This window comes from Cupriavidus sp. U2 (assembly GCF_009663685.2).
GTDB classification, from domain to species: Bacteria; Pseudomonadota; Gammaproteobacteria; order Burkholderiales; family Burkholderiaceae; genus Cupriavidus; species Cupriavidus necator_C.
On sequence record NZ_RCOG02000028.1, the window covers coordinates 37,379 to 52,799 of the forward strand.

Sequence of the window (15,421 nt, forward strand, 5' to 3'; positions counted from 1 at the left end):
GGCGCGGGCTGCGTCAGGCAGAGTATGTACCAGCGGCCCTCGCACTGCATGCACCTTTTGGTGCGGGAGCTTTCTCGAATCGTCAAAGCAGGGGCAGATGCAGTTTGTACTATTGGAAGCATTCCTGCTCAGGAGACAGATGGAATGCTGATCGACGATTTTGCCCAGTACGTTGGATATCAAGCCGGCGCTGTGCCGCCAGACGATGTGTCGCACCATGCACGGCGCGCGGTGATCGACTGGTTTGCCGCCCTGCTGGCCGGCGTGCCGATGGCCCCGGGCCGCCAGCTTGTTGCAGCGCACCGTGCGGAGATGGGCGTCGGGCGCAGCGCCATCATCGGGCATGCCACCACCGCATTCCCGGCGTTGGCAGCCTGGATCAACGGCAGCGCCTCGCACGCGGCCGAATTCGACGACATCTTTCGCGACGCGATCTATCACCCCGGGTGCCCGACCATCGCGGCGGCGCTTGCCCTGGCCGAGCATCAGGACGCCAGCGGCACCGACTTTCTGCGTGCCGTAATCGCCGGCTACGAAGTCAGCACGCGCATCGGCGCCGCAATTCAGCCAGCGCACTACCGCTATTTCCACACCACCGGCACCGTCGGCTGTATCGGCGCGGCGGCGGCTGGCAGCGTACTGGCCGCGCCGGGCAATGCGCGGGCGGCCGCCGATGCCATGGCCACCGCCACGACGTTCGCCTCCGGGCTGCAGCAGGCCTTCCGGTCTGACGCCATGACCAAGGCGCTGCATGCCGGTCATGCAGCGCAAATCGGCGTGCAAGCGGCACAGGGTAGCGCACATGGTGTCACCGGCGTGCATGACATTCTCGAAGGCGATGCCGGGTTCGGCGCGGCCATGTGCGGCGGCCCTGACTGGCGCGGCGTCACCGATGGCCTGGGCACCGACTACAACATCACGCGCGTCACGCAGAAGAACCACGGTTGCTGCGGCCATACGTTCGCGTCGATCGATGCGGCAATGCGCATCATGCGCGACCACGCGCTGGTGCCGGGTCGCATTGCCGCAGTTCGCGTCCACACCTATCAGGTCGCCCTGGAGGTGACGGGCAACTTCGATCCGAAAACGCCGTTCGAGGCCCGCTTCAGCCTGCCCTACGTGGTGGCGCACGGCATCCTGCACGGCGCGGTGCGGCTCGACGCATTCGAGCCGGCCAGGCTGGCCGATGCATCGATCCGCGCGCTGATGACTCGGATCACGCTGACCGCCGACCCTGAACTGACGGCTGCGTTTCCTAAGCAGCGCGCGGCGCGGGTGGAAATCGAGCTGACCGATGGCACCCGTCACGAGTACTTCGCGCCCTATCGCCTGGGCGACCCCGAGGCCCCGCTCGATGACGCGACGCTCAGCGACAAGTTCATGGAGCTGAGCGCCCCCGCGCTCGGCACCGTGCACGCCGCCAGGCTGCTCGACGCGCTCTGGCGCCTCGACGGTCGCCCGTTGCGCGCGCTGGCCCTGGACAAGCTCCGCGTCGGCTGAACGATCCCCGAATCCAATTCTTTCTGACAAAACACCATGAAGACAGTCGATAACGACAAGGAACGCCCCACCGGCGAGACGCTGGCCCGGGCACTGTTCACGCCAAATGCCGTCGCGTTGGTTGGCGCCTCCGCCGATGAAAAGAAGAACACCGCCCGCCCGCTGCGTTTCATGCGCAAACACGGCTTCCAGGGACGCGTGTTCCCGGTAAACGCGGGGCGCAGCGAGGTGATGGGCCTTCAGGCGTATCCCAGCGTCTCCGCGTTGCCGGAGTCGATCGACCATGCGTTCGTCATGGTCCCGGGCCCGCAGGTGGCCGAGGCGCTGGAGCAGTCCGCAGCGCGTGGTGCGCGCGTGGTGACGGTGTTCTCAGATGGCTTCGCAGAGGTGGGCGAGGCGGGCATGGCCGCCCAGCAGGCGCTAGCGGAGCGCGCACGCGAGCTTGGGGTGCGGCTGCTGGGGCCGAACAGTATCGGCGTTGTGGACGTGCATAGCGGCGCCGTGCTGTCGGTCAACGCGGTGCTGGAGATGGATACGCTGCAACGCGGCCCGGTGAGCGTGATCTCGCAAAGCGGCTCCATGCTCGGCGCGTTGCTGTCGCGCGGCGCGGCGCGCGGGCTCGGCTTTGCCAAGCTGGTCTCGGTCGGCAATGAAAGCGATATCGGTGTGGGCGAACTGGTGGACCTGATGGTCGACGATGCCGCCACCGAAGTCATCCTGCTGTTCCTGGAGACGATTCGCGATGCGGCGGTGCTTGGCCCGGCACTGCGGCGTGCACGCGCTGCGGGCAAGCCGGTGCTGGTCTACAAGCTGGGCCGGTCCGAGCAGGGCGAGGCGCTGGCGCAATCGCATACGGGGGCGCTGGCCGGCAACGACGCGGCGGTCGATGCGTTCCTGCGCAAACATGGCGCGATGCGTGTGGAAATGCTCGAGACCCTGTTCGAGGCCGCACCACTGGCGCTGCGCTATGCGCGTCATGTGCCGGCCCTGACGCGCGCGCCGCGCGTTGCCGTGGTGACCACGACGGGCGGTGGCGCCGCCACCGTGGTGGACCGCCTGGGCCTGGCGAACGTGGAGGCGGTGCCGCCGCCGGAGTCGTTCGTCGCGCACATGGCCGAACGCAGCGTGAAGATTCGCCAGACGCCGATCATCGACCTGACGCTGGCGGCAACGAGCGCGCAGTACCGCGACCTGGTCGAGCAGATGCGGCTGAGCGATTGGTGCGATGCCGTGCTGTGCGTGGTCGGTTCGTCGGCGCAGTTTCATCCACAGCTTGCGGTCAAGCCGATCGTCGAGGCATCCGGTGTCGGCAGCAAGCCGTTGCTGTCGTTCCTGGCGCCGGAAGCTCCGCAGTCGCTGCAACTGCTGCAGGCGGCGGGCGTGCCGGCCTTCCGCACGCCGGAAAGCTGCGCCGATGCGTTGGCCTGCCTGTTCCGTGGGGCGCATGTCGGCGCGGACGCAGCCGAGTCCTGCAAGCCCGTTGCCTGGCCGGCGAATCTGCCGAAGCAGGGCGATCTTTCAGAGCTGGAAGCCGCGACGGTCTTCGGCGCGCTTGGCGTGCCGATCGCGACGGCGGAGCTGGTGACCGAGGGGGCGCTTCAGCACGCCGTGCCCTACCCCGTGGTGGCCAAGATCTGCTCGCGCGACATCCTGCACAAGACCGAGATTGGTGGTGTGCAGGTCGGGGTGCGCGACAACGCCGAGCTGGCGGCCGCCGCGGATCGCCTAATGTCCAATGCCCGCCGTGGTGCGCCCGAGGCGCGTATCGACGGCATTCTGGTCCAGCGCATGGAAGACCGGTTGCTGGAACTGCTGCTCGGCTTCCGTAACGACCCGCTGGTAGGGCCGATGGTCATGCTCAGCGCCGGTGGCATCACCGCCGAGCTGCATCGCGATGTTAGCCTGCGCCCGGCTCCGGTGACGCCGGATGAAGCGCGGCAGATGATCGACGAGGTGCGCACGACCCGCCTGATTCGCGGCTTCCGTGGCTTGCCGCACGGCGACGTCGATGCGCTTGCCGATGCCATCGTCCGCTTCTCGCATCTTGCGGCGGTTCAGGGTGTCGCCGTTGCGGAAGCGGAGATCAACCCGTTGTTCGTGCGCGCCGATGGCGTGGTCGGAGTCGACTGCGTGCTGCGGCTTGCGCCCGGCACGGACACGGCGGCCGCATGACCCAACGCACGGTGCACCTGCTTCCGTCCATGCCACGCCCGCGTTATGCCTTCGCGGCATGACCGGCGCGCTCTGGCACGGTCGAACCACACGAGCAGCATGCACATTGTGACGCCCCACGCCACCGGCAACCTAGCTGGGCCGGTGGTCGGTGACGTCGGTAAGGACCGCATTGTCCTGATTGCCCCAACATTGACTCGACAACGGGAGTTTTGGCCCTTGCCCTGCGCTTTCTTTTGCGCTGAGCAGCCGGGAACCGGGCACTTCTGGCGCGGCTGATTGGCTCAATACCAGGTCGCGCTCCCACCGGCTGACGCCGTTGGTCACAAAGCAACGTCGTGAGTTTCGGGGTAGGCCGACCAGCAAATCCGTCTGACGGGACTCCAGTCGACCAGTGGATCAAAAGACTGGATGGGTACTCTGCGTGCTTGCCGCCGAAATGGTCGAGGTCCGTTGTGAGGCCTGACCTTTTGTCGTTACGGAAATGAACTAGAAATTTCGCATGCTGGCCAGAACATGGCCATCATCTAACCCCCGTCAAAGCCGGGTAGGATAACTTAGGAGCGAAGCAGTGAAAGTACTCGTCGCAGTCAAGCGGGTGGTGGACTACAACGTCAAGGTCCGTGTGAAATCGGATGGCACGGGCGTCGACCTGGCCAACGTCAAGATGAGCATGAACCCGTTCGACGAAATTGCCGTCGAAGAGGCCGTGCGCCTGAAGGAAGCCGGCGTCGTCACCGAAGTGATCGCCGTGTCCTGCGGCGTGACCCAGTGCCAGGAAACCCTGCGCACCGCGATGGCCATTGGCGCCGACCGCGGCATCCTTGTGGAGTCGGCCGAAGAACTGCAGCCCCTGGCCGTGGCCAAGCTGCTGAAGGCGCTGATCGACAAGGAACAGCCGAGCCTGGTGATCCTGGGCAAGCAGGCCATCGACGACGACTCGAACCAGACTGGCCAGATGGTGGCCGCGCTGGCGAACCTGCCGCAAGCCACGTTTGCCTCGAAGGTGGTTGTTGCTGACGGCAAGGCTTCGGTGACGCGCGAAGTGGATGGCGGTCTGGAAACCGTGTCGGTCAAGCTGCCGGCCGTGGTGACCACCGACCTGCGCCTGAACGAGCCGCGCTACGTGACGCTGCCGAACATCATGAAGGCGAAGAAGAAGCAGCTGGACATCGTGAAGCCGGAAGACCTCGGCGTCGACGTCAAGCCGCGCCTGCAGACCGCCAAGGTTGTCGAGCCTGCCAAGCGCAGCGCTGGCGTGATGGTGCCGGACGTTGCCACGCTGGTGCAAAAGCTGAAGTCGGAAGCCAAGGTTATCTGAGCGCGGGGGAGAAAAGAACATGACTGCACTTGTCATTGCTGAACACGACAATCAATCGATCAAGGCCGCCACGCTGAACGCGGTGACGGCTGCCGCCCAGTGCGGCGGCGACGTCCACGTGCTGGTGGCCGGTTCCAACGCCCGCGCTGCGGCCGACGCAGCCGCGAAGATCGCCGGCGTGGCGAAGGTTCTGCTGGCCGACGCACCGTACTTCGGTGACGGCCTGGCCGAAAACGTGGGCGAACAGATCCTGGCCATCGCCAGCGACTACTCGCACATCGTTGCTCCGGCAACCGCGTCGGGCAAGAACATCCTGCCGCGCGTGGCTGCCAAGCTGGACGTGGCGCAACTGTCGGACATCACCAAAGTCGACGCGGCCGATACGTTCGAACGTCCGATCTACGCCGGCAACGCCATCGCCACGGTCAAGTCGGAAGACAAGATCAAGGTGATCACGGTGCGTGGCACGGCGTTCGACCCGGCAGCCGCCGAAGGTGGTTCGGCAGCAGTGGAAACGCTGCCGGCCGTGGCCGACGCTGGTATTTCGCAATTCGTGTCGCGTGAAGTGACCAAGAGCGATCGTCCGGAGCTGACCGCCGCCAAGATCATCGTTTCCGGTGGCCGTGGCGTGGGTTCGGGCGAGAACTACACCAAGGTGCTGATCCCGCTGGCCGACAAGATGAACGCGGCGCTGGGCGCATCGCGTGCCGCAGTCGACGCCGGCTTCGTGCCGAACGACTACCAGGTGGGCCAGACCGGCAAGATCGTGGCCCCGCAGCTTTACATCGCCGTCGGTATCTCGGGCGCGATCCAGCATCTGGCGGGCATGAAGGACTCCAAGGTGATCGTCGCGATCAACAAGGACGCCGAAGCCCCGATCTTCTCGGTGGCCGACTACGGCCTGGTGGGCGACCTGAACACCGTGGTGCCGGAACTGGTGGCCGCACTTTCGGTGGGGGCGTAACAATGAGCACTGTTGTACGGACCGAGCGGAGAGGCGGCGTCCTCGTTGTCTTTATCGAAAATCCGCCAGTCAACGCGGGCTCGCTCGAAGTGCGTCGGGGAATTCTCGATGCCATCAACGAGCTGTCCGCTAAGCCCGCGCTCACTGCAGGCGTGCTGATTGGAGCAGGAAACACGTTCATCGCGGGATCGGACCTCCGAGAGTTCGGCCAACCTCTCGAAGCACCGGAACTGCCGGGAGTCATTGCAGCAATTGAGGCTTGCGAGAAGCCAGTTGTGGCAGCCCTGCATGGGGCCGCACTGGGCGGTGGCTTTGAACTCGCCTTGGGTTGCGACGCGCGGGTTGGCGCGCGCCGGTTGGTGGTCGGATTGCCTGAAGTCACGCTAGGAATGATTCCCGGGGCAGGCGGCACTCAGAGACTACCGCGTCTGATTGGGGTCCCCAGGGCGATTGACTGGGTCTGCAGCGGCAAACGGGTGCCGGCCGAGCTTGCTCTGGAGCTTGGCGTCCTCGATGCAATTGCTGATGAGGACTTGCTTGATGCCGCGATCAAATTCTCGGGACGCACAAAGAAGCGCAAGCTTAAAGACCTGAGCGTGCCGACCTCCGCAGAAGGAGAGCTGTTAGCAGCCGAACAGGCCGCTCTTCGCCAAGGGAAGGGGCGCCCGCACGTCCGTGCGGCGATCGAATCGGTGAAGTTAAGTAGGCTGGCACCAATCGACGAGGCGCTGCGCTGCGAACGGGCTGTCTTTACTGAGCTGCGGATGTCGACCGACGCCTTCGCACTTCGCCATCAGTTCTTCGCGGAGCGCGACGCGCAGAAGGTTTCCGAACTCCGAGGTGTTGATCCGTTGCCGGTCACGACAATCGCAGTTATTGGCGCGGGAACAATGGGCACTGGCATTGCAATCGCGGCATTGGATGGTGGTCACCAAGTCACATTGCTCGAGCGTGATCCTCAATCGCTTCAGCGTGGTCGTGAGCGAGTCGCGAAACACTACGAGACGCAATCCGCCAAAGGAAAGATTTCGGCACAGGATGCCGAGAGGATGCTCTCTGCGCTTGCCACATCTCTGGACTGGGCAGCTCTTGCAAAGGCGGACCTTGTCATTGAGGCAGTCTTTGAGGATTTGCGCGTCAAGCACGAAGTGTTCTCGCAGATCGATCAGCATGCCCGAAAGGGTGCCGTCCTAGCTTCCAATACGTCCTACCTGGACCTGGATGCCATTGCCGCCGCTACGGGCAGGCCGGAGGATGTTATCGGGCTTCACTTTTTCAGCCCGGCCAACGTCATGAAACTGGTCGAAGTCGTCAGGGGAAAAGCGAGTTCCGCGACCGCACTTGCGACCGGCGTTGCTATTGCGAAGGCGCTTCGCAAGATGCCTGTGTTGTCTGGCAATGCATTTGGCTTTATCGGCAATCGAATCTACGCGGCATACCGCTATCAGTGCGAACTGATGCTGGAGGATGGTGCCTATCCTGAGCAGATCGATGCCGCACTGGAAGAGTTTGGTTTCGCAATGGGGCCCTTTGCCGTCGCCGACATGTCTGGTCTGGACATCGCTTGGCGCATGCGCCAAGCGCGGGCAGAATTGCGCAATCCCGCAGCCAGGTATGTATCCATTCCTGATCGCCTGTGCGAAATGGGGCGACTCGGTCGGAAGACGGGCGCCGGGTACTACGCGTATGCGGAGGCGAGCCGTGGTACCCCAGATCCGATAGTGCGCCAGTTGATCGAAGCGGCGAGAATCGGCAAGGGCATCCAGGGGCGAGTGCTGGCGCCACATGAGATTGTCGACCGGGCATTGCTCGCCATGGCAAACGAGGCAGCGCAATTGCTTGCGGAGGGTGTTTGCAGTCGCGCGAGCGATATTGATGTCGTATTGGCCAACGGCTATGGGTTCCCTCGCTGGCAAGGCGGCGTCGTCTTCTGGGCAAGGAGGCATGGTCGCGAAGCACTCAACCAGAAGATGAAATGGCTGAACGAGATCGCAGGCGAAGGACTAGTCATTGCAGATCTCGAAGGACTGTTCGAAGACTGAAATCTTCCTTGGATGTTGGGGCGTAGCTTGGCTCCCCAGATAGAATATGAGGCATTAGAAATGAGCGACGCATTCATCGTTGACGCGATCCGTACCCCCGTCGGCCGTTACGGCGGCAGCCTGTCGGGCGTGCGCGCCGACGACCTGGGCGCGGTGCCGCTGAAAGCACTGATGGCACGCAATGCCGGCCTGGACTGGTCGGCCATCGACGACGTGATCTACGGTAACGCCAACCAGGCGGGCGAAGACAACCGCAACGTGGCGCGCATGTCGTCGCTGCTGGCCGGCCTGCCGGAAGCCGTGCCGGGTTCGACGATCAACCGCCTGTGCGGTTCGGGCATGGATGCCACGGGCACGGCAGCGCGCGCGCTCAAGTCGGGCGAGACCAACCTGATGATCTCGGGCGGCGTGGAAAGCATGAGCCGCGCTCCGTTCGTGATGGGCAAGGCCGCCTCGGCGTTCTCGCGCCAGGCTGAAATCTTCGACACCACCATCGGCTGGCGCTTCATCAACCCGGCGATGCGTGCGGCCTACGGCGTGGACTCGATGCCCGAGACCGCCGAGAACGTGGCCACCGACTACAAGATCAGCCGCGAAGACCAGGACCTGATGGCGCTGCGCAGCCAGGAAAAGGCATCGCGCGCCCAGGCCGACGGCACGCTGGCCCAGGAAATCACCGCCGTCACGATTCCGCAAAAGAAGGGCGACGCGATCGTGGTCGACCGTGACGAGCACCCGCGCGCCACCAGCATGGAAGCGCTGGCCAAGCTGCGCGGCGTGGTGCGCCCGGACGGCACCGTGACCGCCGGCAATGCATCGGGCGTGAACGACGGCGCCTGCGCCATCCTGCTGGCGAGCGAAGCCGGCCTGAAGCAGCACAACCTGAAGCCGCGCGCTCGCATCGTGGGCATGGCCACGGCCGGCGTGGCACCGCGCGTGATGGGCATCGGCCCGGCACCGGCCACGCAGAAGCTGATGAAGCAACTGGGCATGTCGCTGGACCAGATCGACGTGATCGAACTGAACGAAGCGTTCGCCGCGCAAGGCCTGGCCGTGCTGCGCCAGCTGGGCATTGCAGACGACGACAAGCGCGTGAACCCGAACGGCGGCGCGATTGCACTGGGCCACCCGCTGGGCATGAGCGGCGCGCGTCTGGTGACGACGGCGCTGTACCAGCTAGAGCGCACCAATGGCCGCTTCGCGCTGTGCACGATGTGCATCGGCGTGGGTCAGGGCATAGCGATGGTCATTGAACGAATGTAACGCGTCTCCAAGCGCAGCGACGGAGCTGCGTCACGGGCTCTTGCTGAGTGTACTTAGAGGGTCGGCCGGAATTCGTGAAATTTTCGCCAAAGTGATCTTAAGTATTTGATCCGAAATGAGAAAGCCATTCTCCACCTCGGGCCAAGGTGCCGTTCCCTAGTCTTACTTCGCCTAATCTGACGGTGTGGGTATCGTGAAAATCCGCCACACCTCCACATCTCAGCTAACCCGATAATTGGAAAGGAAACTTCGGTTCCGATGCGCGCTAGCGGGGCAGACGCCGGTGGCTGTCAAGGCAGGGCGGCGTAGCAACTTTGCCGCCGACACCAAGAGCCGAGCAGTGCAGCGCTAGAGTGGCCGTAGTAGCAGCAGCGCGTTCTTGGTAATCCCATCAAGCTCTGTACATTGTGGGGATTCGACATCAAAATATTTCAAGATCCACTCTCATCCGGACGAAGGTGAGCATGCTGTTTAGTGCTCCATAATTCGGCCCAAGATTGGACTTGCTCTGCTGGCATGGGCTTGGCGACAAAATACCCTTGTGCAACGTCACACCCTATAGCTCCCACGTAGTCCCAGTCTGCCTGATCCTCTACACCTTCGGCAACGATGCGCAGGCCGAGTCGGTGAGCCAGAGATACTGTAGCCTCTATGATTGATTGGGAAATCGCTTTGCCTTCATGGCCGGCATTACGCACGAAACTTCGATCTAATTTAAGTTCAGTGAAAGGGATATCTCTTAATTTGGTCAAAGTCGAATGACCAGTGCCGAAATCGTCAATTGACAGGGTTACCCCCATGAGCTTAAGTCGGGCCAGCACTTCAAGCGATACAATCGGGTTAGCCATTATCTGCGATTCGGTAAGCTCGATCGTCAAACATGAGATATCAGCTCCTGCCGCGGCGGCATCCTCCAAGTCATCAAGAAATCCGAATGTGCTAAGGCTTTCCATCTGCACGTTCAGTGCAATCGGCAAGTCGAAATCCAAGTCCTGCCAGCTTTTCGCCTGAAGGAGCACTTGGGCAAGCATCGACTTGTCCAGTAATCTGGCATGGCCATGAGCCTCAACAGCATTCATAAATTGCGAGGCTGGCAAAACGCCACCGTGTGAGTGCTTCCATCGTGCCAGCGCCTCAACGCCAACCAGCGTCGCATTCGCCAAGTCGACCTTTGGCTGGTAATACGCGACAATTTCAGACTCTTCAATCGCGGCCTCCAGATCTGCACTTGTAAAGCGGGGTGCTGGTATCTTGGGCGGACGCCAGGCAGGCCCAAGCCTTCTATCGCGCAGGACCCTCTCCAACGACGCCTTAGTAACCGGCTTTGGCAAGCTGGCGATAACCTGTAGTCCGTGCAATTTGGCAAGCTGCTCCGCAGTCTGGAGAATTCCCGCGCCTTCACCGCTGACCAGTAACAGGGCACCGGTATAACCGGCGGCGGAAAGGTGGCGGAGGAATTCGATGCCGTCCATTTCGGGCATCTGCAGATCTGCGATCACTAACCGAAATGCACGTGGCTCTTTTTGGATCAGCGCGAGGGCACCATTGGCCCGTTCAAATGTAGTAACCTTGTCGTAACCAATCTGCTCAAGCTGCCGGCTCAGCAGTCTGAGGCTGAATACATCATCGTCAATAAGAGCAACTTCCGCGGCAAGCGTGGTTTTCATTGTAAGTTCCTTCCTTCGGCTATCGCTATGCTAGCCTGAATCTCGTGCTGCAATGTTGAAAGTGCATGCGTAACTCGTAATGCCTCGTCCTCGAACGATGCAAGAAGCTCGCCCAAGTCCAAATCCTCCTTGCAGGCGCGCTCTATTTGCGTGCAAAGCTCGCCCAAGGACAAAGCGCCAACCGATCGCGAGGAGGACTTCAACCGGTGAGAGAGGTAGCTGGCCTCGTTGCGGTTATCGTTTCTCAGTGCCTGATGCAGTCTGGGCTGCATCTCTCGCAGTTGTTCAGCATAGGCAGATAGCAATTCAGAAACGACCTGGGGATCGTCGCCGATCATCTCATGAAGAACAGACACATTCATGGAGCGGTCGTACCCTCTTTGCTCTTCCTGAGTCAGTACAGCGCCCCGTGACGCAGGCTTAAGCCATCGTTCGAGAGCGGCTTTCAAGCTATTGAGATGCAGTGGTTTGGTCAGGTAGTCGTCCATGCCTGCCGCTAAGGCACGTTGTTTCTCGCCAAGCATGGCATTGGCTGTCAGTGCCACAATTGGCGTCTCCCCGCCATTGCCCTCGGCATCCCGGATCGCCCCAACTAGCGCGTAGCCGTCCATGATTGGCATGTGTATATCGGTCAGGATCAGTCCATAGTGGGACCGTCGCCACTCCTCAATCGCTTCGGCACCGTTGTTCACCAATTTGGCTTGGTAACCGAGAAGCTCCAATTGAGCACATATCACTTTCTGGTTGATAGGATCGTCTTCAACAACCAGGATCTTGCTAGATTCGGCGGCCGATGTCCGATGGTGTTTGGCGGTCATTTCATCGCGCTTGGCAGCAGCGGGTGCTATCGGGAACGAAAGCATCGCTGAAAAGGCCGAACCGATCCCGACCTCACTTGTCACCGAGATCTGTCCGCCCATGGCTCTGACTAAACGCTGACAGATCGCCAAGCCCAGGCCTGTACCGCCGTAGCGCCGCGTGGTCGACGCTTCGGCCTGCGTAAACGGCTCGAACAGATGAGGAATCGCATCGCCTGCGATGCCGATGCCGTTGTCCGTCACAGAGAAAGTGATGGTTTGCGCGGCAGGTTCTCCTTCGCTGGCTCCAATAACATCGACGCTGATCTCTACAGATCCCGCTACCGTCGGTCGGCCGGTCGAAAACTTGATGGCGTTGCCGACCAGGTTATACAGCACCTGACGCAAGCGCGTTTCGTCTGCAAGTACCCATTCAGCCACGTTGTCTGAGACACCACAATGCAGACTGACATCTGCTGCATTGGCCACAGGAAGCAGGGCAAGATACACTCCCTCCACGACTTGACGCGGTGACACGGGGTTGCTTTCAATTTCCATTCGCCCCGCTTCAATCTTGGAGAAATCGAGGATGTCATCAATGAGACGAAGCAGCGTTGCAGCAGACTGGCGGATCGTCGAAGCGATATCGGATTGATTCTCGCTTAGCCCACTGCGACTTAACACCTCGATCATGCCGACCACTCCATTCATTGGTGTCCGAATTTCATGGCTCATGGTCGCTAGGAAGGCGCTCTTCGCTCGCGACGCGGACTCTGCCTCGGCTTTGGCGAGCAACATCTGGTCACGCGCGGCGCGGATGTCGGTGACGTCACGCGCAATCGCATAAATATACCCATCCGGTTCTCGTACTGCATTCCAGGCCAGCCAACGATATGTGCCATCCTTGCAGACGTAGCGGTTCTCAAAATGCTCAGCTAGCACTCCGACATTGCTCGAGGCCACAATCTCAAAGGTTCGCGGGCGGTCTTCCGGATGGACGAAATTAATATAGGGCTGGCGGGCAATTTCGTCAGATGTCCACCCCAGAACTTGGGTAAAGGCACGGTTCACACGTTTTAGATAACCGTCTTCGCTCGCGATGCACTGCAAGTCTATCGATAGTTCGAAAAACCGATCCCGCTGGGTTTCGGCCATTCGGCGGGCACTTATATCCTGCAGGAGCACCAGTGCTGAAGATTCACCGTCCCAGTCATAAGGCACCGCTGTTACCTCACATTCCAGTAAGGAGCCGTCAAGGCGTATCCAACGCTCCGCGGTGGTTGGCACACTGATGCGCTGCTTGCGTAGCAAACTAATGCGTGATTTGACCAGGTCACGGTCCGTGCAATGGACTAGTTCGAGGATGTTTCGATCCAGCAGTGCATCAACGGAAGACGCCCTGAGCATACTGACGGCCATTGGGTTGGCGTAGCAGATCTTGTCGTTGCGTTGCACGATGACGGCATAGGGCAAAAACTCGATGAGTCTGCGATAACGATCCTCGCTTGCTTGAAGGGCCTTCTCCGCAGCACGTTCGACGCTGACATCGCGCATCACCAGCACGGTGCCCTGGAAAACCCCGGCATCATTGCGCAGAGGCGCCGCGCCAAGAATGATGTCAACTGGTGTCCCTCTTGCTGCGCCATGCAGCGTCAAGTCTGAGCGGTTAAGCGGTAGCCCGGTGCGCGAGACCTCGCTGACGGGATCCACGAAGGTCCCACCATCGTCTGCGCATGTCAAACGCAGTACTTCGGTCACCTGTCTGCCTACCGCCTCGCCCCATCCCAGACCGATGAGTTGGCTGGCCATGCCGTTTATACGCTTCACGTTTCCCACTGCGTCCGTGGAAATGACCGCATCGCTGATGGCATGCAATGTGATGTGAAGATCCCGCTCGCTTTCCTGTAAATCGGCGTGGCTGGTGATATCGCGGATGAGCAGCAACGTTCCGCCATCACGGCGCGAATCGACCTGGATTTCATACACAACAGTCGTTTGATCGGCGATAGGGAAAATCAGTGTTTGTTTTTCTTCTCCTTGCAGAGCCTCGCAAAGCGACTGTACCTTGGATGTTCGATCGAGGCTGCCGTCATGCCGAAAGAGCGTTTTGGCAACGCTCTCAATTCGAGTCCCTATCAGTTCTGCCCGGCTAGCCTCTAGAAGCAGCAGCGCATGGCTATTGAGGCCGTCGACGCACCCGCCCCTGTCAAATCCCATTGCCGGATAGGGAATCGCCTGGAAAAGTGCATCAATGCGCTCAGCCTTTCCCATTTCACGGTCTCTGGCGGCGTTTGCGGCGAGCGTGGCGCCGAGCATGCTATCCATCAGGGCGGTCTGCTTTGCACGGGCATATAAAATCAGCGCCGTCATCAAGATTCCTACGATGAGCAGAAAGGTGCGTCGCGCACGATACCCGGCAAGGTACTCTGGTTCGGAGAGGCCAACTGCTACAGCGAGCGGGTAATCTTTGATCGATCGGAAGGCGATGGCCTGGGTCGTACCGTCCACGAAACTGGGACCCCGAAAATTTCCAGCGGTGGAAGACGCCGCAAATGCCCGTCCTAAAGCGCTAGTTAATGGGATTTTCGCGCCGAAGTGCGAGTCCGGGTACGAGCGTTCTGCCCGTATGATGAAATCCCTTGCACCAAACACCAGTACCTGGCCATGTTCTCCCACTCTCAACTGATCGAACAACTGTATCAGGTAGGCCGGGTCCAGGGAAACCACTACCACGCCGAGGAAATCGCCCTCACTGTCTTCAATTCGCTTGGATAACTGAATGGATGGTTTGCCGCTCGCGCGGCCAATGAGAGGCTCACTGATATACAAGCCGGATGCCGGAGCATTAACGTGCGCGCGAAAATGCGGCCTGTCACTAAGATCAACTGGCTTGAATCCTGGGACGGTGGAGGCTCGCAAAATGCCACGCTGATCGATTACTGCAACTTGCAGAAATAGGCCTAACTGGACCGCTTTTGCCTGGACATAAGGGACCAAGGCTATATTAGGCCCAGATTTCAGCACTTCCTGCGTGACCATCCAGGCCAGTTGATCCGCTTGTCGCAGCACACGGGTTGTGTGTGCTGCTAAGAGATCGCTTAGTGCAGCAGCCCGTTCTTCAGCAGCATCCCGCTCCGAGTCCTGATCCCACATCATGGCCGACGCAAGGGCGACCCACAATGCCAGTACGAGCATCCCTCCCCGTCCTAGGGCTCTAAAGTGTTTCTTGTTTAACAATTGATCGTGTGGTCCGCTGGCGGACGGTCGGTGGTGCCAGACTGTTGGCAGTACTTTGAACTTTAGAGTGATTTTACTAACAATGCGTGGTGGTGACCAAAACGGTGCGGAGGGCAAAGCAGGACGGGGAGGAAGGGCATAAATCCACTCCAATAGCCGCAAATGATGCAACCAAAAGCGTGCCATGAGCGGTGCCGCCCGCGGCCAGAGCAGTATCGCCAGCACCGTGGTGACGTTGAATGTGGCGTCGTTGTCACTGTGCAGCACGGCTTAGCCGCCATGGCGTCAATACTCTCGGCCTGCGCTGTGTGCGTTTGACCGGATGCGTGGCATAGTCCGCGTCGTCGCGATGAATACCCACCGCGCTTCCGCGCCGACGTTCCAATTGGTCACAATACCCGCCGGCGAAAACATGAAAATCGCGTCGTCAGTGACGCCCTGAACCAGAATCCGGAACT

At 60.9% G+C, this 15,421-nt stretch carries 8 protein-coding genes; 6 read left to right on the forward strand and 2 right to left on the reverse strand.

The window, feature by feature from the left end; translation table 11 throughout:
• Positions 1-144: 144 nt before the first annotated feature.
• The 6 genes from D9X30_RS22740 to pcaF all read left to right on the forward strand — a co-directional run bounded on the left by D9X30_RS22740 (position 145) and on the right by pcaF (position 9,262).
• Positions 145-1,500 (forward strand): MmgE/PrpD family protein, encoded by a 1,356-nt coding sequence (locus D9X30_RS22740; protein WP_153949586.1) that lies wholly within the window; start codon positions 145-147, stop codon positions 1,498-1,500.
• Positions 1,501-1,536: 36 nt separating this feature from the next.
• Positions 1,537-3,672 carry an acetate--CoA ligase family protein gene (locus tag D9X30_RS22745; RefSeq protein ID WP_153949585.1) on the forward strand — a complete coding sequence of 712 codons (2,136 nt, stop codon included), beginning with the start codon at positions 1,537-1,539 and terminating at the stop codon, positions 3,670-3,672.
• Between the two features lie 571 nt (positions 3,673-4,243).
• Positions 4,244-4,993 (forward strand): electron transfer flavoprotein subunit beta/FixA family protein, encoded by a 750-nt coding sequence (locus D9X30_RS22750; RefSeq protein ID WP_249641059.1) that lies wholly within the window; start codon positions 4,244-4,246, stop codon positions 4,991-4,993.
• Positions 4,994-5,012: 19 nt separating this feature from the next.
• Entirely contained in the window at positions 5,013-5,957 is a 945-nt protein-coding gene (locus D9X30_RS22755) for an electron transfer flavoprotein subunit alpha/FixB family protein (RefSeq protein WP_153949584.1), read from the forward strand.
• A gap of 2 nt (positions 5,958-5,959) precedes the next feature.
• The gene (locus D9X30_RS22760) at positions 5,960-7,999 is read left to right on the forward strand and encodes a 3-hydroxyacyl-CoA dehydrogenase NAD-binding domain-containing protein (RefSeq protein WP_153949583.1); all 2,040 of its coding nucleotides are present in this window, start codon (positions 5,960-5,962) and stop codon (positions 7,997-7,999) included.
• A gap of 60 nt (positions 8,000-8,059) precedes the next feature.
• Positions 8,060-9,262 (forward strand): 3-oxoadipyl-CoA thiolase, encoded by a 1,203-nt coding sequence (pcaF, locus tag D9X30_RS22765; protein ID WP_153949582.1) that lies wholly within the window; start codon positions 8,060-8,062, stop codon positions 9,260-9,262.
• A gap of 431 nt (positions 9,263-9,693) precedes the next feature.
• Here pcaF and D9X30_RS22770 read toward each other — a convergent pair whose 3' ends face one another.
• Positions 9,694-10,929 (reverse strand): EAL domain-containing response regulator, encoded by a 1,236-nt coding sequence (locus tag D9X30_RS22770; RefSeq protein WP_153949581.1) that lies wholly within the window; start codon positions 10,927-10,929, stop codon positions 9,694-9,696.
• Positions 10,926-14,921, reverse strand: coding sequence for a PAS domain S-box protein (locus D9X30_RS22775; protein WP_194946585.1), 3,996 nt, complete (start codon positions 14,919-14,921; stop codon positions 10,926-10,928). Before D9X30_RS22775 ends, D9X30_RS22770 begins: the two co-directional genes overlap by 4 nt.
• Positions 14,922-15,421: the final 500 nt, after the last annotated feature.